Origin of the sequence: Dokdonia sp. (assembly GCF_039945015.1) — a bacterium.
Classification (GTDB): Bacteria; Bacteroidota; Bacteroidia; order Flavobacteriales; family Flavobacteriaceae; genus Dokdonia.
On sequence record NZ_JBDUXP010000005.1, the window covers coordinates 128124 to 151111 of the forward strand.

16 protein-coding genes are annotated in these 22988 nt (G+C 34.6%); 11 read left to right on the forward strand and 5 right to left on the reverse strand.

The genetic code is table 11. The annotated features are described in order from the left end of the window. Positions 1–414 precede the first annotated feature (414 nt). Positions 415–1989: an FMN-binding glutamate synthase family protein gene (locus ABJD27_RS06515; RefSeq protein WP_348168948.1), complete on the forward strand. Its 1575-nt coding sequence runs from the start codon at positions 415–417 to the stop codon at positions 1987–1989. Positions 1990–2077: 88 nt separating this feature from the next. Here ABJD27_RS06515 and ABJD27_RS06520 read toward each other — a convergent pair whose 3' ends face one another. Then, positions 2078–3883, reverse strand: coding sequence for a hypothetical protein (locus ABJD27_RS06520; protein WP_348168945.1), 1806 nt, complete (start codon positions 3881–3883; stop codon positions 2078–2080). 157 nt (positions 3884–4040) lie between these two features. On the opposite strand from ABJD27_RS06520, the gene ABJD27_RS06525 reads away from it, so the two are divergent. Then, positions 4041–4559, forward strand: coding sequence for a hypothetical protein (locus ABJD27_RS06525; protein ID WP_348168943.1), 519 nt, complete (start codon positions 4041–4043; stop codon positions 4557–4559). Between the two features lie 57 nt (positions 4560–4616). On the opposite strand, the gene ABJD27_RS06530 is transcribed toward ABJD27_RS06525, so the two are convergent. Beyond that, positions 4617–6710 carry a M1 family metallopeptidase gene (locus ABJD27_RS06530; protein ID WP_348202015.1) on the reverse strand — a complete coding sequence of 698 codons (2094 nt, stop codon included), beginning with the start codon at positions 6708–6710 and terminating at the stop codon, positions 4617–4619. Between the two features lie 173 nt (positions 6711–6883). Here ABJD27_RS06530 and ABJD27_RS06535 point away from each other — a divergent pair, with 173 nt between their 5' ends. The 9 genes from ABJD27_RS06535 (at position 6884) to ABJD27_RS06575 (ending at position 19352) form a co-directional block, all read left to right on the forward strand. Continuing rightward, positions 6884–8017 (forward strand): DUF819 family protein, encoded by a 1134-nt coding sequence (locus ABJD27_RS06535; protein ID WP_348167460.1) that lies wholly within the window; start codon positions 6884–6886, stop codon positions 8015–8017. Between the two features lie 91 nt (positions 8018–8108). Continuing rightward, entirely contained in the window at positions 8109–8927 is an 819-nt protein-coding gene (locus ABJD27_RS06540) for a hypothetical protein (RefSeq protein WP_348167463.1), read from the forward strand. A gap of 78 nt (positions 8928–9005) precedes the next feature. Continuing rightward, positions 9006–10373 carry a serine hydrolase gene (locus tag ABJD27_RS06545; protein WP_348167466.1) on the forward strand — a complete coding sequence of 456 codons (1368 nt, stop codon included), beginning with the start codon at positions 9006–9008 and terminating at the stop codon, positions 10371–10373. A gap of 249 nt (positions 10374–10622) precedes the next feature. Beyond that, the gene (locus tag ABJD27_RS06550; RefSeq protein WP_348167469.1) at positions 10623–13322 is read left to right on the forward strand and encodes a pentapeptide repeat-containing protein; all 2700 of its coding nucleotides are present in this window, start codon (positions 10623–10625) and stop codon (positions 13320–13322) included. Positions 13323–13497: 175 nt separating this feature from the next. Next, positions 13498–14625 carry a serine hydrolase domain-containing protein gene (locus ABJD27_RS06555; protein ID WP_348167472.1) on the forward strand — a complete coding sequence of 376 codons (1128 nt, stop codon included), beginning with the start codon at positions 13498–13500 and terminating at the stop codon, positions 14623–14625. Then, entirely contained in the window at positions 14622–15635 is a 1014-nt protein-coding gene (locus tag ABJD27_RS06560) for a hypothetical protein (protein ID WP_348167475.1), read from the forward strand. Before ABJD27_RS06555 ends, ABJD27_RS06560 begins: the two co-directional genes overlap by 4 nt. 59 nt (positions 15636–15694) lie before the next feature. Next, on the forward strand, positions 15695–16384 hold the full coding sequence (locus ABJD27_RS06565; RefSeq protein ID WP_348167478.1) for a hypothetical protein: 690 nt from the start codon (positions 15695–15697) through the stop codon (positions 16382–16384). 229 nt (positions 16385–16613) lie between these two features. After that, positions 16614–18716: an ATP-dependent DNA helicase RecG gene (gene recG, locus ABJD27_RS06570; protein ID WP_348167481.1), complete on the forward strand. Its 2103-nt coding sequence runs from the start codon at positions 16614–16616 to the stop codon at positions 18714–18716. Between the two features lie 69 nt (positions 18717–18785). Continuing rightward, entirely contained in the window at positions 18786–19352 is a 567-nt protein-coding gene (locus ABJD27_RS06575) for a DUF4377 domain-containing protein (protein ID WP_348167484.1), read from the forward strand. A gap of 15 nt (positions 19353–19367) precedes the next feature. On the opposite strand, the gene ABJD27_RS06580 is transcribed toward ABJD27_RS06575, so the two are convergent. The 3 genes from ABJD27_RS06580 to ABJD27_RS06590 form a co-directional block, all read right to left on the reverse strand. Further along, positions 19368–20483, reverse strand: a complete 1116-nt coding sequence (locus tag ABJD27_RS06580) for a hypothetical protein (RefSeq protein ID WP_348167487.1) — start codon at positions 20481–20483, stop codon at positions 19368–19370. A gap of 105 nt (positions 20484–20588) precedes the next feature. Further along, on the reverse strand, positions 20589–21695 hold the full coding sequence (locus ABJD27_RS06585) for a DUF2911 domain-containing protein (protein ID WP_348167490.1): 1107 nt from the start codon (positions 21693–21695) through the stop codon (positions 20589–20591). Between the two features lie 72 nt (positions 21696–21767). Next, a complete protein-coding gene (locus ABJD27_RS06590; RefSeq protein WP_348167493.1) occupies positions 21768–22985 on the reverse strand; it encodes a TlpA disulfide reductase family protein in 1218 nt (405 codons plus the stop codon). Positions 22986–22988 lie beyond the last annotated feature (3 nt).

Sequence of the window (22988 nt, forward strand, 5' to 3'; positions counted from 1 at the left end):
ACTAGATGTGGTGAAAGGGTGGTTGTTTAAGAAGTTGTGCAACTTTTTCTGTGCATAATCTCTTAAACTTTCCGTGCCTACTCATATTCAAAAAGTAGTACAGATTATCTAGGTAACTAGGTGTGGTGAAAGGGTGGTTGTTTAAAAAATTGTGTAACTTTTTCTGTGCATAATTTCTTAAACTTTCCGTGCCTACTCATATTCAAAAAGTAGTACTGAAAGATCCATATAACGAAACAATCATTCAAAAGGCAATAGAAGAAAGGAAAAGAATGAGAGGAATTAGAGAATAACATTCTTGTATAGATATAAGTACATAAAAGGACGACCATCTTCGTAAGAATCCATCTTTCTCAACTATAATTTGACCATTTCCTCAGACCATTGTATTTTTAAGAAAAAATTAATCTTTATATGGATACGATTTTAAATTTTCTAGGAAATATAGCTTGGTGGGGTTGGATACTTATTGTGATTGCTGTGATAGCATTACGAGATATTTTTCAGCGTAAGCATACGATAAGTCATAACTTCCCTATTGTAGGGCATATACGCTATATGTTAGAAAGTATTGGTCCAGAAATGCGTCAGTATTTTGTTGCAAATAATCGAGAAGAACTTCCTTTTAATCGTATTGAGCGTGGTTGGATTTACGCTTCCGCGAAAAAAGAAAACAACTACGAAGGCTTCGGAACCGATAGAGATATCTATGCACATCAGCATATATTTATTAATAATGCGATGATGCCTTATCAAGTTAAAGAAAATCATCCCAATACAAAAGATAAATCTTTTTTACCATGTGCAAAGGTTATTGGTACATATCACAACCGTAAAAAACCATATCGTCCAGCATCTATTATTAATGTAAGTGCGATGAGTTTTGGTTCCCTTAGCGCAAAAGCAATTGAATCTTTAAATAAAGGAGTAAAGATTGCTGGAGCTTATCACAATACTGGAGAAGGAGGACTCTCTCCATATCATAGCCACGGAGGTGATGTGGTCTTCCATTTTGGTACAGGTTATTTTGGAGTTAGAGCCGAAGATGGAGGTTTTTCTATGGAGAAAATGATCAAACTCGTTGAAAAAAACCCTTTCATACGTGCTATAGAAGTAAAACTATCACAAGGTGCAAAACCAGGAAAAGGAGGAGTATTGCCTGGTGCAAAAATTACTCCTGAAATAGCAGAAATACGTGGCGTTGAAGTTGGAAAAGATGTACTCTCCCCTCCTAATCATAAAGCCTTTTCAAACGTACCCGAAATGGTCGATTTTATAGAAGAAATTGCTGCGGCCACAGGATTACCAGTAGGCATTAAAGCTGCTATTGGAAAATTAGAACAATGGGAAGAACTTGCTGATATTATGGTAAAAACTGGAAAAGGCCCTGATTTTATTACTGTAGATGGTGGTGAAGGTGGTACAGGAGCGGCCCCTCCGAGCTTTGCAGATCACGTGTCTTTACCGTGGGTTTATGGGTTTAGTGATTTATATCGTATGTTTCAAGAAAAAGGACTCTCAGAACATATTGTCTTTATAGGAAGTGGCAAACTAGGATTCCCAGCCAAAGCCGCTATGGCATTTTCTATGGGGGTAGATTGTATTAATGTCGCTCGCGAAGCTATGATGAGTATCGGATGTATACAAGCACAAATATGCCATACCAATCGTTGTCCTGCAGGTGTTGCCACTCAAAGTAAATGGTTGCAAAACGGAATCAATATTCCTCTAAAATCAGATCGCCTAGCACAATATTTTAAAACCTTTAGAAAAGAATTTATTGAGATTACACACGCTGCTGGATATGAACATCCGTGCCAGTTTAAAATGAGTGATATAGAAATCAACTTAAATGATAATAAAATCTCTACGGAGCTAGATAAAACCTATTGTTACGAGAAAAGCCCAGTTCCATTTAACGGTATGCAAGAATTATATGATTGCCAGCATTTAGGAGGTAAAAACAAAATGGAAATGGAAAACGCATAAGCGCAATAGATAGTTTCTGTGTACGCTTTCGCGAAAGCAAAAAAACCCACTCAGCACGAGTGGGTTTTTTCTATTTTAATAATACGTATTAATCTCTAATGACATGTAATGAACCACTTACTGGTTGTACCACTGCTGAGTTATCTGAATAAGTACCTGTAAAAGTAATGTCTATATAATCCCCTACTGCACCAAAAGCATTTAGTTGAAATGTAATGTTAATTGGAGCATTATAATCTATATCTGCTTGAGACAACACTTCATACATTTCCATTTCAAAAGAACCTGGAGGTGCTTGGATACCATTACCCCAAGTATATGTCCCTACAGTAGTATCTGAACTACTCATATAGAAAAAGTCATTCCCATTACTAGCATTAACACTAAAGTTATTTCCGTTATCAAAAGTGTTTATCGGTGATGTTAAGAAATGTTGTACTCCTTCTATCTCCCATTCTATATACTCAGACACAGCATTACAAGAAGTAATGGTTCCTAAGGAAGTTGTAGGAGGTGTAAATGCGTAGTTAATAACTCCACTAGATTGTTGGTTTGTAATATCTATTGCCTCAAGTGTAAATACATTACTAGCTGGACAGCTAATTAAGTTAATATCAAAAAACCCTGCTGTAACTGGCTCATAAAATATATTTCCACCATAATCTAAAACTACATACCCATCTGTAATTGGACTATTAGAACAATCATTAAAGTTACCTATTACTTGTTGTGATGTTGACGAACCTGGGTTTACAGAAATAGGTCCGTATGTAGTCGCACCTGCAAATGGTCCAATAACATCTGAAAAAATAGGGTTGCCACATAAATCTACTACCTCTATAGTCATAGTCAGTCCAGAAGGAACCTTCCCACATACTTGTCCGTTTTGATCTGTTACACCAGATCTTGGGTAAGGCGTATTTGGACTCGTTATAGTTACAGTAGTATTTGCTAAAGGATTTCCATTATCATCTAGTACGGTTGTACAAAAATCTACTACAGGAAACGGTGCATCACAATTCCAGAAAGAGAAGTGAGATACCATACCTACATATTCATTTCCTTGCAAAGTTGCCTCTCCATCTTCTATCCAATATCCTAATTCATCATCAAAACTCCATAATGGAATTGTCGCTGGCGCGACACCTTGTAGTGCTGGATCTAAAGGAAAACGTAATTCAGCTGGGCTATTAGGGTCTATATTAAGTTCGTTTCCGCTTGCGTCACGTAGCTCTACAGAAATCATTCCGAATGTTTCAAGATACACCTCATCACCCGCTACATCTTCTGCATATAACATCCCTGGCATTACAGCATCTAAGTCTTCTGATGCTGGATCTAAAAAATCAAGAATTACATCTACTGACCCTGTATACGGATTCCCATTTTCATCTATATAATCACCTGGTAAAGCGACACTGGTTCCATTTCCTAATTGTACAGTTTCTGGAACTCCACTAGTTACGGTAGCAGTTACGTCTGCACTCAAAAGCATAACCTTTACACGGTTTACTCCATCTGTAGGACGTAAAGCCCTACCACTTGTCACATAACCAAATGCAGTAACTCGCAAGTAAGCAAACTGCTCATTCACTGAAACATTTTGTACAGAAAAAATTCCGTTAGTATCTGTAGCTACCATTTGTGTTCCTACATGTACAAGAGCTCCTGAAATACCATTATTATTCTCATCGACTACTTGACCGAAAAAGCTTCTTGTCGCAGCTGCTCCAAAAAACTGATCCAAGTTTCCTGTATCATCAGAATCGTCTACAATTACAGTATCATCAGGAATATCTGGATTATCTTGTGTAAAATCATCATCGCGCTCACAAGAAGTAAATACTAAAGTGAAAGCTATCATTATCGTTGTTAAAATTCTAAGCGTTTTCATAATTAAAAATTTTGTTGTTACATCCCTATATCAACCAGTGTTCTATTTTGTTACCCTTCTATTTGAAAAACTTTTAAAAAAGCAAAATAATCTTGCTGTCAAAGCGTTGTAAAAAAGGAATAAAACGTTTACATTAGTCATCCCAAATTTTATATTCATGGAAATAAATTTAGTCAACTTGGCTTTTAATTTACTCCCAGCACTTATTGTTGCTGGAATATCGTATTCTTTTTTTAGCCAATATACCAAGAGTGAAGAAGGAAGAAGACGTTTCCTTTTACATAAGGCAAACCAAACATCTGCTTTACCTCAAAAATTACAAGCCTACGAGCGTTTAACACTTTTCTTAGAACGTATCTCGCCTGGAAGTCTCCTCATTCGTGTTAAGCCATACAGTGATGATAAAAACGAATACGAATCTCTTTTACTACGTAGTATAGAACAAGAGTTTGAACACAATCTAGCGCAACAAATTTATGTAACAGAAGAATGCTGGAATGTTGTACGTACCGCAAAAAATGCTACAATCTCTATCATCCGTAAGACAAATATGAGTGGTAAAATAGAAAATAGTGATCGTTTACGAGAAACTATTCTTCAAGACTTAATGGATAACCAAGCTCCTAGTGAAGCTGGTATCACCTATATCAAAAGAGAAGTAGGCGAACTTATTTAAAAAAAGAAAAAGAGTATAGAATATAGATCACTACGCCTCTTCAGTTATTTTTATTGACTACGCTTTGATACGTGCTAGGTATGCTAACTCTTTCTCATTCAATAATGGTTTTACACTTTGCATAATCTCCTTGATCCGTTCTTCTTTAAGAAGTTCGTTTAATAAATTACGTGAGTTTTCTCTAAAACGCCAGGTATGGTGAGTACATCCTTCTACTAAATTTTTAAGACTGATACGATCAAAAGATTGAATTTGTAATAAGTATTGAAAGGCATTTTCTCGTAACTGAAAAGGGTATTCTGGCCCAGTATACGACACTAACTCGTCATAACGCGCTCCTGCTTGATTTCCTTTATACTCTTGCGTTGCAAGACTAAGAGTTAACCATAGTGCACGCATATTACCATCTGCAAAGCCAAATTGAGTATCCATTTTATCTAGTAATGTTTTTTGTTTTTTCAAATCATTCTTGGCTCTATAATACAGCCATAGTTTTAAAAATGCTTGCTCTCTAGTGACGTAACTCGGATCATTTAAAAAACTCTCAAATTGATATACTAAAGGCTCAGGAATTTGTTCTACCGAAGTTGCAATGGCTTGTCGTACCAACACGTTTTTACTTGCAAATGCTTGTTTGTAAAACCCAATACTCAATTGTAATTTACTTCCTGCAAGTTGGTATACTGCTTCTTGTCCCAAATAATCATTAGGCAGTTTTAATATATCTCCTATTTCTTTATACTTATCTTTAAAAGCAATAGGTCGCAAGGCTTGCAACTCAAAATACGAACGCATAAAAGAAGATTTCTTAAGTAGTTCTAACGCTTCTGAGGCTTGAAATGCACTTTGGTACAACCACTTTTTTTGATAATTAACTAGGTCTTGTCCATAGGCTGTTTCTACCTCAGCCATAAAATCATCAGTAGTTACATTCTTATATTGATATTTTTCTAAATAGGTTTTTACTGCTTTCGCGAAAGCGGACTCCCCTACTTTCTCACGCAATGCATGTAATGCCCACGCTCCTTTCTGGTAATATGTTAGGCTACTCCCGCCAGCAGCTACCAGTTTCTGCCCTTTTCCTTTATCACTTAATTCCCTAAGCTGTTCTGCAGATTCATATAATTTATAATAAAAATAATCATCTCCAAAAATCTCCCGTTCTGCCAGTAATGCATAATAGGTTGCAAACCCTTCATGCAACCAGTGATGATCACTCATGGTCTCAGTCACTAGATCTCCAAACCATTGGTGTGCAAGTTCATGTGCATTTACATTTACATAATTGCGATCTGTAAATCCTATGCTATCTACTACAAAACTATCAGAAAAAATAGTCGTTCCTGTGTTTTCCATTCCCGCATATAAGAAATCTTTTACGGGTACTTGTTTGTAGTTTTGCCAAGGATATGGCACTCCTATTTCTTTCTCATAGAAGTCAAAAATCTGTTTAGAATACCGATAGGTTGGTTCGGCTTTTAAAGAATCCTTAGGGTAATAATAAAATGCTAATGGAACACCAGAAGTAGCTTTAAAGGTTGTTTTCTTATACTCCCCTATAGATAATGCAACTAAGTAACTAGACATAGGTTGCTCCATATTATAACTCCAAACAGTAGATTGCCCTAATGGCTCCTTTTCTATCATCTTACCATTGGCAATAACTTCATATTGTGATGGAGCAATCACAGAAAGATCAAATTCAATCTTATCATTCATATCATCAATACTCGGCAACCAGTGCGACGTATACTTGCCTTGTCCTTGTGTCCAAATTTGATCTTTATTATTGGCATTTACAAAATACAAGGTCTGCTTTGGTGTTGCTTTATAAGTAAATTGTACGGTATATTTTTTAGTTGCGTTAAAATCTCCTTTAAAGACAATATGATCTTTCTCTGCAATAACCGTAGCAATACCTGAACTATCAACTACAGACATATTTTTAGCATCTAGACGTACTTCTGTAACGTTCTCAGAAGGTTCAAAACTCACCCATATTTGACCATCTATCGATTTTGTATCAAACTGAGGTGTTATAATCGCACGGATACTTTGGATATCTACACGGTTGGTTTGAGGAGATATCTCTTGGGTATACGCTTTCGCGAAAGCGATAACAAAAAAACAGAATAGTGCAATTCTTTTCATAGGCTTAAAAATACAATTATCTCATAGCATATGTAGTACCAAAATGTCTTCTTCCCATATTTTCACAAGAATTTAATACTTAGAAGCGCGTAGTTATAGGACCATAAAATCATGTATATTTAGCTATACCTTACATATGTTGCTTTACTCATTATTTAATATTAGACGTAATTATGGCTATTCTCGAACACCCAATATATGTATTACTTATGCTCCTAGGGATGGTAATTCTCGCAGTATATGCGGCAAAAACCAAACTAGGTAAAAAATTAGGTGTTGCGCTACTCGCCATTCTTTTTACGGCCGTTATTGCCAACTTAAACCTCATCCCATCGGCATCTAACTCAATTCCTTTATATGATGGTATTTTTAAATACCTCGCACCTATCTCGATTTTTTATTTACTCTTAGGGGTTAATCTTACGTCTATTAAAAGAGCCGGAGCGCCTATGATTATTCTGTTTTTAATTGGTTCGCTAGCAACAACTTTAGGAATTTTAATTTCTTGGTATCTCATCGCACCTCAAGATGTCTTAGGAGAAGATGCACATATCATCGCAGGAATGCTCACGGGCACCTATACCGGCGGAAGTATTAATTTTAATGCCGTAGCCTTAGAATATAATTTTCAAGAACGTGGGGTTTTATATGCAGGAACTATCGCTATAGATAATGTCGTGACTACCTTATGGATTATTGTGACGCTTGCTTTTCCAGCTATATTACGTAAATTCTGGAAGGACAAAAAAATAAGTGTTCCTGAAGAAAAAACTGACACTCAAGAGCAGGAAGGTATTAATTTCCATAGTTTAATGTGGTTATTCTTCTTAGGTCTTGCGGCTTATTTTGTCTCTGATCTACTAGCGACCTATGTCCCGCAAATCCCATCTATGATTACAATTTCTACTTTGGGAATCATACTCGCTCAAATTCCTTTTGTATCCAAACTAAAAGGGAGTCAGACGTTAGGGTTATATCTGGTCTATATTTTTCTAGCTGTGATTGGTGCCTATTGTGAGCTCAGTGCTGTCGTAGAGTTAAAAGATATAGGGCTCACCTTACTTGGTTTTACGGCATTTGCCGTCTTACTACATGGAATTTTCACCATTGTTTTAGGTGGACTGGTTTACAAAGATTGGGATATGATCTCTATTGTAAGTCAGGCAAATATTGGTGGAGGTACTACAGCGATTGCTCTCGCCGAAACCTTTAAACGTAAAGAGCTCCTCTTACCAGCTATCCTCGTAGGTACATTAGGGAATGCATTAGGAACGTACTTAGGGTTTATGGTAGTGTATTTGTTATAATGCTTTCTTTATATGCTTTCGCGAAAGCGTACTCAAAAATACTATACAGCTACAAATCATCGTTATAACATCACTAACTTATAATGATCTTATGAAAACCAAACGCTCAGTATATCTTATCCTGTGGATAGGTATCATTACTTCTAGTGCCTTTGCTCAAGAAACAATTACCACTTCTGATATTGGAACTTTTACGACTGTGGAAAAACAATATTCCAATAGTACCGTAGATGGTTATAATTTATACGTCCCTAAATCGTGTACGGCAACATCTGCATCTTTTCCTGTGATTGTCTTCTTACAAGGTGGACTTGGCGTAGGTGGCGATGTAGATGTGATTTATGGTTGGGGATTACCCAAAACACTCAAAGACCCAAGCCATCTCAATAAAGAGCTTAAAAAACTCATCACCGATACGTTTGTGATTGTCATGCCACATACAGATGGTGGACAATTTTATTCGAATGAGAAAGCTATACAAACGATTCTAAAAGAGGTAGCTTCCAATACTAATGTTGATGCTAACCGTATTTATCTTACAGGTCTAAGTTTTGGAGGTCATGGAACATGGGGATTAGGGAGTCGGATTCCAGAAACCTTTGCGGCCATAGCGCCTATTTGTGGTAGAGCAAATGGGATTTCTGATTATACTACATTAGCAAGTTTGCCGATATGGAACTCTCATAATACAGGTGATAGCAGAGTAAATTATTCTATTTCGCAACGTATCATATCTCAATTGGAAGCTACTGGAATTTCATTTCATAACACATCGAGTATCGCAAGTACGAATTATAAAAAATATGATCATATTTTCACGTCTACAAAAAGTGAGAGTCACGATGCCTGGACCGAAATGTATAATGATCCTAACCTATATAAGTGGTTTCTGAAGTATACTAAGGAGTAGGTTATTATTTCTTACGACCTTAAATTTTTAACCAGTACATATTATATAAAATAGCCAAGAACCATCAAAATAAACTTCATGAATCATAAACTAATCGTAGCCTGCTGCTTCATCATTATATGCATTAGTTGTAAGAATGATGTTATAGACAACAAACCAAAGAAAGAATTAAAAGTGATTACAACTATTGATTCTCAAATTGAACAATGGCAACAAGAGTTAAAGGTTCCAAATGTAGCGTTAGGTATTATTGAAGATGGGAAAATCATCAAAACAAAAGTTTACGGAAATACAAAAGAAGGCGCAAAAGCGCCTGATGATATGCTATTTAATGTTGCTTCTGTTACAAAAGTGGTGTTTACAGCACTCGCATTAAAACTTATAGAAAATGGAGATTTAGATATCAACGAACCATTATACCCATACTATGTAGATCCTGATGTGGTTTCTGATGAACGACATAAAAAATTGACCCCGTATACATTGCTAAGCCAGCAATCGGGTTTTAGTAATAACTGGCGTTGGGATCATCCTACCGAAAAACTTATTTTCACTACTGATCCAGGCTCCGTATATAATTATTCTGGAGAAGGCATGGAATATCTCAGGAATTCTATTGAGCAAAAGTTTCAAAAAAGCTTAACAACGCTTTCTGATTCTTTACTCTTCAACCCTCTATCTATGTATAAAACGAGTCATAGTTGGGATGGAAAAAAGGATTTGAATGCATTTAGCTTAGCGTATAATACCCTAGGGGAATTACACAACCTAGACGATCACTCAACGATAGATAATGCCGGAGATGATTTAATAACTACCGCTAGTGACTTGTCTACATTTGGAGTATATATGCTTGATCAAATACATAAGGAGAAATCACCTTATACAGAAATGACCAAGGTCCAGACATCCATAACTCCTAATCTAAACCAAGGTTTAGGATGGAGAATGGTTACTAATTTACCAAATGGAGAGTATGCAATTCAGCACGGAGGTAATGATATAGGTGTTGCTGCTATTATTGTATTACTTCCTAATTCAAAAAGAGGTATTGTGGTGTTAACCAATGGGGATAATGGTGCATTGATCTGCAATAATATTGTAAGAGTCGTTTTTCCAGATGTTGGAAATGAAATCATTCATAAGTCCTATAAAAGTGGTGTCATTCAAGAGGTTATTGACATTACTCAAGAAGAATTACAAAAATATAATGGAAACTATATACAACCTAACGGACGGAAATTAGGAATTACTACGATAGAAAATGGACTGCATTTAAAAATGCCAGGAATCCCAAATTTAAATTTCTACCAAGCAGAAGAGGATACGTTTTTTTCTCCTGATTTTGATTTTGAGCTCTTATTTTTCAGAAATGAAGAAGGAGGAATAAACGAAACCAGTCTTAGTTTTGAAGGAAAAAATATGATCCGATGTAAAAAGGAATAGCTGTTGTTGTAATATCTTAAAATAGAAAAAGCAGAAACAAGATGTTATTTATGCCTTTTTGTTTGCTTGGTATTTGTGGATACTTATATCGGGACTATTAACCTTTATATCGAAAAGAGTCACAAATAGAATCATTACATGCTCAAAAACAGTATTTTAGAAACAATAAACACTTTCTAAAATATGAGCTCTGAAGGATTATCATTAAGTACAGATACATTTGCAAAACCTAAAGTACAACCATTACAATTGCTAAAAGGCATTGCTAATATTATAAAAGATTCTGTTACACCTGGAGCACAATCTAGTCTACCCGCAGATATCATAGATACTATAACAAGTATCAAACTTGAAGATAAGCCCGAACAAATTGGATGGAAATTAGTTAGCCGTTCCATTGCTCAAGCATTGTTCTCTTTAATATTTGAATCTAGTCATCTATTTCCTGAAGGTCATATTGAAACCAAACCTTTAGATGAAAGACTTAATAAGTATTTAGAAAACAAAGAATATTATTTAGAAAATGACTTCTTCAAAAATCCAAAGAGTTTTAAATTAATTGAAGATATAAAACCCACATTAAAAGAATATCTGGAATTACTTCATTTCGATGATATTCAAGCTACTAATATTTTAATACGCTTAAACAGTTATTTTGTATTTGCATTAATAAGTGAATGGAGGATTAACATAGCTTACTATGCTCCTTTGGAATCTATCATTAAAACTCCTTTTAATGAAGCAGAAAAGAAAGAAACAGAATGGAAAGTATACGAGGCATATTTACAAAACGAGATTCATAAACCTATTTTTTCTGAAACATTTAGTTTAAATCAAGTATACATTCCTCTTCGTGCCTATTATAAAGAAAAAACAACTAAAAATGTAAAAGAAAAAAGCGCACTAGATCATCTGGCAGAAAAAGAATCAAATACTATAAAAAGAATAGTTGTCGATTTAGAATCCCACCTTATTGACTGGGTCAATAAAGGAAGTAAAAATGATAGCATACGCATTATACGAGGAGGACCAGGCTATGGAAAATCTTCTTTTCTTAAAGTACTTGCTTCAAAATTATCTTCACTAGGAAATCGAGTTTTATTTATACCTCTACATCGGTTTGATATAGAAGATAAATTAGATGAAAGCATACGTGCATTTTTGCGATACGATAAGTATTTTACACATGACCCTATTAATGATGATGATGAAAAATTAGTTATTCTATTTGATGGATTAGATGAACTTGCTATGCAAGGAAAAGTTCTTGCAGATATTGCGCAAAGCTTTTTAAGAGAGGTAGAAAAAAGCATTACTAACTTTAATAGCAGAGAGTTAAAAATACAAGCCATCATTAGTGGAAGGGATATTATTATACAACAAAATGAATCTGACTTTCGAAACAATGGACAAATCTTACGCCTATTGCCTTATTATCTTCCTAAAAATGAAAAAACAAATTTAACAGATCTTAAAAAGTTATTAGATAAAGATCAACGTGATCTCTGGTGGAAAAAATATGGGCAAGTTACCGGACTGAGGTATAAAAAATTACCAGAAGAACTTCAAAATGAAGAAATAGACGAAATTACTGCGCAGCCTTTACTTAATTTTCTAGTAGCCTTAAGTTATCAACGGGGCAAAATTACATTTACAGAAAATACAAATCTTAATGAAATTTATGATGATCTATTAAAAGCTGTATATGAACGAAGTTATGCGGACGGGAAACGTCTACAGTCAATTAAAAAGATTGAAATTAAACATTTTTGCGTGATTCTAGAAGAAATAGCTCTGTCTGCTTGGCATGGAAAAGGTCGTACAACGACTGTAAAAGATATTACACAACACTTTGAAACTAATGGATTAACTCGTTTACTAAAACAATTTATTTCTGATGCAGAGAAAGGGGTTCTCTCATTATTAGCTGCTTTTTATTTTCGACAAGCTGGACAATCTTCAGAAGGATCACAAACTTTTGAATTTACACATAAAAGTTTTGGGGAATATCTGACTGCTAAAAAACTAACCAATAAACTGTTAATTATCCAAGAGCAGTTAAAAGAAAACGAAAACGACCCATACAAAAACAAAGGATGGAATGAAGAAGATTGCCTAGTAGAATGGATTAAACTCTTTGGTCCGATGATACCAGACTATGATCTCATCAAATTTATACGAAATGAGTTTCAATTGCTCCATAAAACCAATCCTGAAATACTTACATCTTTACAGAGCACAATTGTCATTCTATTTAACCAAATGCTTGACAAAGGAATGCCTTTAGAAAAAATATCACCTAGACTTCCTACATACAATGTAGAAAACAAACAAGCAATAAACGCTGAGAGGGCTTTATTAGTTTTTAATAGTATTATAGCTAATATTACCGATATAGTATCAGATATTAAATGGCCAAATGAAACTTCTTTTGGGAATTTTACAGCTAGAATATCTGAACAAAGAGTTGGAGGAGAAAAACTTATGTTAAATTTCTATAATCATTTAAATATCAAAGACTCAACATTACATGTAAAGGATTTATATAACGTTAATTTCTATAAAACAAACTTGAATGGAGTACAACTAGCTTATGTTAATTTAACTTATGCTAATTTAAGAGAGGGTGATTTAAAAAATACTCATTTACCAAAAGCTATTTTAAGAGATGCTATTTTAAGAGATGCTGATTTAACAAAAGCTAATTTAAGAGATGCTGATTTAACAAGAGCTTCTTTAAGAGGTGCTAATTTAACAGGAGCTGATTTAACAGAAGCTATTTTAAGAGATGCTGATTTAAGAGGTGCTGATTTAAGAGATGCTGATTTAAGAGATGCTGACTTAACAGGTGTTATCTTAACAGGTGCTAACTTAAAAGGAGCTGATCTAACTAATACAAAAATCAGTAAAAAAGTATTAGAAGAACTCAAAAAAAATAAACAAATTTAAAATAGTAAACTTATATCGATCATTGTCTGAATATAGAAATTCATTTAAATTAACGTTAATGAATCCCACATTTCTTTGCACACAAGACCACTACCCTACATCTAAAAAACAACCCTATTAAACGCTCTTAATAAAAAGATGGCGCATTTTTTGATAAAATAGATTAAAAAAAGAAATGAAATACCTTCTACCTATTGTACTTATAATTTCTACGTTTTCATTTCAAAAGTCCTTTTCTCAAACAAGCAATGTCGAAGATCCAATTTTAAAATCTATCGAAAAACATGGGAGTTCTTTTATAAAAGACAAAGATATCAACTCAGTATCTATTGGTATATATAAAGACGGCGAGGTGTATACTGGACATTATGGAGAAATTGACAAAGGAGAAGGCAATACTCCAAACAATGAAACCATATATGAAATCGCATCTGTCACAAAAACGATGACAGGGTATTTGGTCGCTAGAGCAGTATTAGAAGAAAAAATAAAGTTAGATGATGCTGTAATCATCTATTTAGAAGGAGACTTTTCAAACTTACAATATAATGACACTCCTATCACGATAAAGCATTTACTCACACATACAAGTGGTTTGCCTAAGTTTTTACCTCTAGAAATGAATAACGTATTTGAAAAATTTGATGAACATGTCCCTGAAGAATATATTAAACTGGAGAGATCTTATAACAAAAAACAGTTTCTAGCAGATTTAAAAAACATTTCCATAACTGAAGCACCAGGAACTACATACTTATATTCAAATGCTGGAGCAGAGTTGATTGGACATGTTTTAGAAACAATCTACCAAAAGGATATTGATCAATTATTAAAAGAGAGTTTCTTAGCTGAAAATAATATGTTCAATACTGCTATTACATTGGACGAAACACAGAAACAAAAGCTTGTTCAAGGATACTGGATGAACAATGAAACACAATCTCCTAACCAATTAAATACACTTTGGGCAACAGGAAGCGGAGCAAAAATGACTATGACAGATATGATGCAATATGCCGCTTTACAATTAAATACTAAAAACCCAGTCGTCCTTGAATCTCAAAGAGTACTATACGAAAGAGGAAAAACTTTTAAAATTGGATACTTTTGGAGAGTATGGAATGATAAGTATGGTAGATCTTATAATCATCACGGAGGAACTAGCGGAATGCAAAACTGGTTATTCATTTTCCCAAAGTATAACGTAGGTATTTCAATCATGACCAATCAGAGTGGACCAAAAACACCAAATAAACTTAGCAAAACGGTACGAAAAATATTGAAAAACATTATAGAAGAATGAAAATGTATATTTTTAAAAAAGCAATTCTGATTCTAGTATTCCAACTTTTTTATCAATTAAGTATTGCTGATTGTGGACATTGTTTTTCAATTGTAAAAACAAAAATCATCTATACTAATGGGAATATTGAAATAAGTAATCTAAAATTTTTTGGAGAATATATGATTGAAGATAATTATATAAAACCTAAAGAAAATGAGTCAATTAAAAAATACTTCACCAAAGACAGTACAGTACAATTAATAGATTTCATTTATCAGTTAGAAAACTTACCTCCTTTTATTAACAGAAAAGATAGAAAAAATGTTGAGCTTAAAGAAATTAAAGATATTTATCTACTAGAGTGGACTACAATTCATGGCGCTGGTGAACTACCATATCTTTCAGGCGAATCAATAGAAAGAATAATTAATAGTGATACTTTATTCGTCAATACTAAAATTTTTGGTGGATATGACGAGATGTATATTTATACTGGAGCCAAATTAAGTTTAGAAGACTTTAATGTATTAATCAAAGAATCCTATAACTATGCAGATTTAGAGCCCGCAGCAATAAGTCGTTTAAAAATAGATAAGCGAAAAGATATTTATCCCAATGAAGTTGAATTAAATAAAGCTTTTGAAACTTATTTTAAGGAAATAAATAGAAGTATATGCATCTCCTCTGAAATAAAAATTAACAAAGAAATTGATGAATACTTTCAAAATTATATGGTTAGTTTAGAAAAAAAGAAAAGATATTTAGAATTAGTTTTAGAATATTTGAATACCAAAATGACTAACGATCTTGAAGATTTTATTTTAACCCATGTTAAAGGGGATTATTATAAGAATGTCCTCTTAAAAGAAATTCACAAAAAGATTGACAAAAAGAACGATCTTATAAAAAATACTATTGACTTAGCAACAAAATTATACGTTTTTAAAGAAGACCATATTCTGAATGAAGCGTTTTATAACGTTTTAAAAAAGGAAGGTATAATTGTGTTACCCATACAATGGGATTAGTAGAACACCACACAACTACACATTATGGAAGCATTGATACATATTAAATATCATTTACATTGAAAAAGACGACAATACTCGTATTTCTACTCTTTGCACTGAACAGTTGTGACTTTACGCCTGCTGGCGAATATTATAATAATGCTTTAGGCTTAAAGAAAGAAGGAAAATGGGAAGAAGCTATTTTAAGTCTTGACAAAGCTATTGATAAGCAATCCAAATTCAGGCCTGCTCTTTTAAACAGAGGCTTTTATAAATCAAAATTAGGAGATTATAAAGGAGGTATCGCTGATTATAAAAAACTATTAGGATTTGATGGTGACAATACTGTGGCACTATATAATATTGGAAACAATTTTAGTAGTTTAAAAGAACATAATAAAGCCATTGCCTACTATACTGAGGCTCTTAAAACTGAAGGTGCATTAAATTCAAATGAAGGAGGTATCAGTATTGTTCCAAATTTTGACTTTAAGAATTTTGATAGTGATATGGATTACAACGTATACGATTACGAAATCTATTTTGAACGAGGACTTGAATTTTTAGAAATAGAAATGTACGATAGGGCTATTTCTGATATCAACAAATCTTTAAAAGCCAATTATGCTATAAAGGATTGTTATTTCATACTTGGGAAAGCATATATTGGAAAAAAGGATTCCATAAATGCTTGTCAAAATTTTATAGAATCGGCTAAGTTAGGAGATGAAGAAGCACGAGAAAAACTAAAAACACACTGTATATAAAAGAGATATGAATTTAATTTTAACTATTATTAAATGGATTTTGATTATTTTATTCTTTCCATTCTCATTAATCTTTGTTGCCTATTATAAACAAAAGAAAGCTAAGAAAGAATATTGGAAAAAAGATACGCCGCAATAAAACAAGGGTTATAACATAGGAACAAATTAAAAATAAATACGCTCAAACAAAAATTTCCCAAACCAGTGAAATTCATTTAAATTAGCTTTAATGAATCCCACATTCCTTCAGACACCTATCGACTACTTAAAAGGCGTTGGACCCAATAGGGCTGATTTATTACGTGCTGAGTTAGGGATTCATACCTATCAAGACCTAATACATCTTTTTCCTAACCGATATATAGACCGTACTCGGTATTATACCATTTCTGAGTTAGAACGCAATAGTTCTGATGTGCAAATCGTCGGTAAGGTAACCAGTCTTAAAATGGTAGAAGGAAAAGGAAAGCGACTCGTTGCTACTTTTAAAGATGATGGAGGCACCATGGAGCTCGTTTGGTTTAGAGGACAGAAGTGGATCAAAGAACGATTAAAGCTCAATACGGTGTATGTGATTTTTGGGAAGACCAATTATTATAATGGCAATTATTCTATGCCACATCCAGAAATGGAATTACTAGAAGACCACAAAAAAAGTCTACGTAGTGCCATGCAACCTGTATATCCAAGTACTGAAAAATTGAGCAATAAAGGCATCACAAATAAGGTTGTAAATGTACTTATGCAAACGCTCTTTTTGGAAGCCAAAAGTCACTTACATGAAAGCCTCTCAAAACCTATCATTGAAGCTCTGAAATTAATGCCAAAAAGAGAGGCATTATTGAACATTCATTTTCCACAATCTCAGAGTGATTTAGCAAAGGCACAATACCGATTAAAATTTGAAGAATTTTTCTATATTCAGTTACAACTTGCATTTAAAAACAGAACACATAAAACCAAAATAAAAGGGTATTCTTTTGAAAAAGTAGGACCGCTTTTTAATGACTTTTACAAACAGCATTTACCCTTTGATTTAACAGATGCTCAAAAACGAGTCATTAAAGAAATACGTCGTGATTTGGGTACACATGCGCAAATGAGTCGGCTTTTGCAAGGAGATGTAGGTTCTGGGAAGACTATTGTAGCGTTACTATCAATGTTAATAGCACTTGACAATGGTTTTCAAGCGTGTCTTATGGCGCCAACTGAAATTTTGTCAGTCCAACACTATAATGGACTTATTGAATTATGTAAACCGCTAAAAACCAGTATCTCATTATTAACTGGCTCAACTAAAGCTTCAGATAGAAAAATTCTTCATGAAAAATTAGAAAATGGCGAATTAGACATCTTAATCGGTACACATGCGTTGCTCGAAGATAAGGTTAAATTTAAAAATTTAGGACTTGCTGTGATTGATGAACAACATCGTTTTGGTGTAAAACAACGCAGTAAATTATGGCATAAAAATGAGTTCCCTCCTAACGTACTTGTGATGACCGCCACTCCTATTCCTCGCACCCTCGCCATGACCGTTTATGGAGATCTTGATGTATCTATAATTGATGAGTTACCACCTGGTAGAAAATCGATTAAAACTGTACACAGATATGATGCAAATAGACTCAAAGTTTTTGCCTTTATTCGTGATGAAATTAAGAAGGGAAGACAGGTCTATATTGTGTACCCATTAATCCAAGAATCTGAGGCTATGGATTACAAAGATTTGATGGATGGCTACGAGAGTATTTCGAGAGAATTTCAACAGCCCGAATATCAAATTTCTATCGTGCATGGAAAGATGAAAGCTGCCGATAAAGAATATGAAATGCAACGCTTTATCAAAGGCGAAACTCAAATCATGGTTGCCACAACGGTGATTGAAGTTGGCGTAAATGTCCCTAATGCCTCAATGATGATTATTGAGAGTGCCGAGCGATTTGGATTGAGTCAACTACATCAATTAAGAGGTCGTGTAGGTCGTGGTGCCGAGCAGAGTTATTGTATTCTTATGACCAGTTTTAAGCTCTCTAGTGATTCCAAAACTAGATTGGAGACGATGACACGCACCAATGATGGTTTTGAGATTGCAGAGGTTGATTTAAAGCTTAGAGGCCCTGGTGATATTATGGGTACACAACAAAGTGGTGTCCTTAACCTTAAAATAGGTGACATCATACGCGATAATGATATCTTAAAAGTGGCAAGAAGCTATGCATGGGGTGTGGTAAAGGATGACCCCGCTTTCGCGAAAGCGGAAAACCAAATCATACGCTTTATGTATGCGCAAATGGTTAAGTTTAAGAATATCTGGAGCTATATAAGCTAGTTTGTAATTTATTAACACGCCTTAAAGCAACCTTTTTACATTCTTTACATCTTATTATAAATAATCTTCATGAAAACTACCTACATCAATTATCTAATCTTACTAATCACAGCAAGCATCTTTACTGGTTGCTCAAACGATGATGATAATGCCCAAATCGTCTCTCTAGAAATTAAACATTACAAAACAACAGCCGTAGGTCTTGATTTACAATTTACTACACTTGTAAGAGAAGGTGATGATCCTAATTTTAGGATTTTTTATAGTGGTATAGAAGGGTTTAATTATGAACTCGGATTTGATTATGAGCTTATTGTGAGAAAGTCTGAAATAGACAATCCTCCTGCCGATGGAAGCAGCATACGTTATGAACTTATAAATGAAGTAAGCAAAACACCTGGATCTACTACAGAAACTTTTGATGTATGGCTTGCTTTAGGTGCGGGTGGTGTCACGGAAACATTTGTTACAGGCGATACAACTACAGGATTTCAATTATTAAACACAATTCCTATTGATTGCTCTACTATGTGTGATGAGATCATTAGCCAACTTCAGGATAACAATCGTTTGATAGGCACATTCACTAGAAATAGTGATAATACGTACGTTCTTATATGTACCACAATACTATAAGAGAAAAAAGAATGCTTACTCCAACACAATCATATTCCACGGATGATCTGTGACTTCAAGATTTGTTAAGAGTACTCCTTCATTAGAAAACTTAGCAACGCCGCCTTGTGTGACGCCACTGGCGTCTACATAGCTATACCCAATAAGCCACGCTTGTAAAGAATCTACATAGTTCATTGTAGTACGTGTAAGATTGGTCCATCCATTATTCTCAGAAAGTGTTGCAAGCATTGGCGTAATATCTACGAGTGTGGTCGTTTGGGAATTAATATCATAAATAGCTGGTACATCTTCTATCACAGTAGGCTCTGGTTGCATAAAGGTATAATACAATTGACCATTTATAATAGGTTCTGAACCATCTAAAACACGATTAAATGAAGAAGGCGCTGTGTCTAAAAGTGTAAACGTATTTACATCATATCTCACATAAGTATTGTTACTCAAAAATGCATAGATATCATGGGCATCTCCAAAAGCGAGCCCGAAAACATGAACTCCGTCTAGGACTTCTAACCCAATTACTTCTACTTCGTCTGTATTCACAACCACTAGTGTAGCTTGTTGAGTTCCCGTGGTGGTCGTTTGATTTTCATAAAAAACCAATCGTTGATTTTTATAAGCAGGAATACTGTTTTGACCTAAAGCCCCTATTTGTGTCTCAGAAACGACTCCTGTATTAAGACTGATCGTACGGAGTTTAAAATTATCAAAGGCTGGCGAATCATTAAATCCAGAGAACACTTCTTGTTCTGAGTTAACTGTCCAACTACGAAACTCTGTATCCGATTCATCAAAAAAGTTAGTCCCCACAGATACCGTTCCTGTCCTAAAGTTTTTAAGCCACACCATATTACCTGCATACATACCTGCCACATCCCCCACAACCTCAACTCGCTGTATATTAGGACTTACACCATCTAAAGAAGCAATATCGGTGTAACTTCCCATTTGATTAAAAGACAAGAATTCGTATTGCAATAAAGTAGTAGTTCCTGAGAAGTTTAAGAATGTAAAATCAGGAAAATCTGTTGTGGTATCTACCGGCAATATCATAGCATCATCATCTGTATCCGAGCAACCGCATAGCAGTACAGCACTCAAAATAAGCATGTATACACATCCTTTCATTTCTTTTTTTTAGAAAGATACTTAAAAAGCAGCGGAGTCTACTTCTCTAAAACAAAAAAGCCTACGTATGTAGGCTTTAAAGTAATTGCATTTTATTTTAAAAGACTAATTGATGTCTTCTCCTTTTTTAAGTTTATCGATATTTGCTTGTACATTTCCTTTAGAACCAGCGTTTGGAGCGTTTTGTAAGGCTTTTTGTAAGTATTTAATCGCTGTTTTATAATCTGCTTTTGCAGAGTATAGTCTACCTAAGCCATATTGCGTAGGCCATGCATTGTTATTTTTCTTTGCATTAGTTTTAAAGACTTCTTCTGCTTTTTCAAGGTTTCCTCCAGCTATTAATTGTCTTCCATATCCGTGTAATTCTAATGCTGTTGCTTGATCAAATACGCTTTCCATTTCGGCGATAGCTTCATTAGATTTCCCCATTTGATTTAATATCGCCGATTTCAATTGTGCATTGCCAAATGTCTTCTGACTAAAAAACTGTCCTGCTTGTGCTGCATTTACCCATTCTAAAGCTTTTTCTGTATTTCCAATACTAAATGCATATTGTGCTGCACTTTCCCAAGCTGGACGGTTAAATCCTGTTTGATCTCTTAATTTGTTACTGATATCTTCCATCACAATACTAGGAACATCAAACCCTATTTTAAAAGGGATTGCTTTTTTCTCCCATTGTAATGCTACCGTTGCAGATGCATTATCTACTGCTACAAATGCATAAGTGAGTAACTCTGTATGTGCATTATCTGCCATCTTTACATCTACACGTAAAGCATCTTCATTTTCGTCATAAAAATAACTTCCCCAAGAGGTCGAATTATTTGAAAATACCACAGTGGCGGTACCATTTTCTTGTAATCCTACGTGCAACCCATACGTTCCCGCTTTAATTGCTTTCCCTTCTACAGTAGCATCGTGAGAAAATGTAATCACTGTATTCTCATCGGCTCCAGCTCTCCAAGGCGCTGCTTTTGATGTTCCAAAACCTAAATTCTGGAAGCCATAATGTGCCAGTTGAGTTCCCCATATTTTTCTTCCTCTTACACTAGGTCTTGAGTATGTAATAGATACATCAGAAATCCCTACGGTTTGATTTACCGTTGCTTTCTGGCTTGTTGCTGGTGTTTTTATTTGTGCAGTTGCATCTACCTGTACGATTAATAAACATATTGCTAGACTTGCAATAATTTGGTATATTTTTTTCATTTTCGGGTTGTTTTTTTAGAGCCCAAAAGGTATGAAGCACGTTTTATAAAAAATGTTAGCTTCCTGTTAAATCTACTCCTCAAGTAGACTTTTAACATATTGCTCAAAATCTGCTTTAAAATCAAGGTGTTTTTGACCCGTTGCTGCTCCATTAAAACCAGTATGAATACGCCTTACTTCCCCTTTCTTATCTACAAAAACTGAAGTAGGATATGAGATAATATGGTTAAGCATTGGCAATTTATCATTAGCCAATTTCTTATCGGAATCTCCATACTGAGCGAGTAAAATAGGGTATGGAATCTCTAATCGATCTTTTAATCGTTTAATGCTTCCAAAGGCTTTTTCCTTTGTCGGAGCATATTCAAAAGCGAGTGCAACGATTTCAAAATTAGGATTTGGATGTTCTTTTAAATATTCAACATAGTATTTAGATTCTTCTAAGCAATTAGGACACCAAGACCCCATAATTTGCACAAGAACCACTTTGTCTTTATAACGTTCATCATCCAGAGATACCATCGTGCCATCTATATCTGGAAATGAAAACGAGAGTCCATCATATCCCTCTTTTATATAGGTCAAATCTTTAGCATCTGGAAGTTCATACTCATTATTACGTTTAGACACAAAAGGTTCTTTCCAATGATTTCCGCTATAAAAATGTCCTTCTAAAGTACTATCAGTCACGGTTGCCGTAAATAAGAATGCATGGGCTCCATCAAAGGTTGAGAGTTGTAATTGATCCCCTTCTATAACTCCTTCAAGAAATCTATAATCCCCTGTGGTTGTTCGGAAAGTCCCTATTACTTGGTTTCCGTCTTGTTCAAAAATACCTTTGGCAATATATCGATCTTCAGGACCTTCATCACTAAATACGGTTTCCCAACTTCCTGTGATATCGGTAATGGGTGTTTTTACGCTTTCGCGAAAGCGTACTTCGTCTCCATACTTCATCGTAAATGGGACGACGCGATCTAGACTTGGTTTTATAAAGTCGCCTGTAATTTGGGTTCCATCTTTACTGAATACACCTTGAAAATACCCTTCAAAAACGGGTGTTTGGATTCGGATACTATCACCTTTGATCACAATCTCATCAACTGTAATACGCTCTTCAGCATTTTGAATCACAAGGGTTCCATTGTCTTTTACTTCAAAAATAAAAGGAAGCTCCTTAGTGTCTTGAACAATTAAGGCAGCTCTCCAAAAACCCGTTTGAAGTGTTGGACTTGGTTTTTCGCACGAAAGTGCACATATACATACAATAAGGAGGAATATCTTTTTCATAAA

Coding starts and splice junctions, on each gene's coding strand:
- ABJD27_RS06575 (WP_348167484.1), top strand. CDS start 18,786: ATGAAAACTACCTACATCAATTATCTAATCTTACTAATCACAGCAAGC.
- ABJD27_RS06520 (WP_348168945.1), bottom strand. CDS start 3,883: ATGAAAACGCTTAGAATTTTAACAACGATAATGATAGCTTTCACTTTA.
- ABJD27_RS06540 (WP_348167463.1), top strand. CDS start 8,109: ATGAAAACCAAACGCTCAGTATATCTTATCCTGTGGATAGGTATCATT.
- ABJD27_RS06555 (WP_348167472.1), top strand. CDS start 13,498: ATGAAATACCTTCTACCTATTGTACTTATAATTTCTACGTTTTCATTT.
- ABJD27_RS06580 (WP_348167487.1), bottom strand. CDS start 20,483: ATGAAAGGATGTGTATACATGCTTATTTTGAGTGCTGTACTGCTATGC.
- ABJD27_RS06545 (WP_348167466.1), top strand. CDS start 9,006: ATGAATCATAAACTAATCGTAGCCTGCTGCTTCATCATTATATGCATT.
- ABJD27_RS06515 (WP_348168948.1), top strand. CDS start 415: ATGGATACGATTTTAAATTTTCTAGGAAATATAGCTTGGTGGGGTTGG.
- recG (WP_348167481.1), top strand. CDS start 16,614: ATGAATCCCACATTCCTTCAGACACCTATCGACTACTTAAAAGGCGTT.
- ABJD27_RS06560 (WP_348167475.1), top strand. CDS start 14,622: ATGAAAATGTATATTTTTAAAAAAGCAATTCTGATTCTAGTATTCCAA.
- ABJD27_RS06530 (WP_348202015.1), bottom strand. CDS start 6,710: ATGAAAAGAATTGCACTATTCTGTTTTTTTGTTATCGCTTTCGCGAAA.
- ABJD27_RS06590 (WP_348167493.1), bottom strand. CDS start 22,985: ATGAAAAAGATATTCCTCCTTATTGTATGTATATGTGCACTTTCGTGC.
- ABJD27_RS06525 (WP_348168943.1), top strand. CDS start 4,041: ATGGAAATAAATTTAGTCAACTTGGCTTTTAATTTACTCCCAGCACTT.
- ABJD27_RS06535 (WP_348167460.1), top strand. CDS start 6,884: ATGGCTATTCTCGAACACCCAATATATGTATTACTTATGCTCCTAGGG.
- ABJD27_RS06585 (WP_348167490.1), bottom strand. CDS start 21,695: ATGAAAAAAATATACCAAATTATTGCAAGTCTAGCAATATGTTTATTA.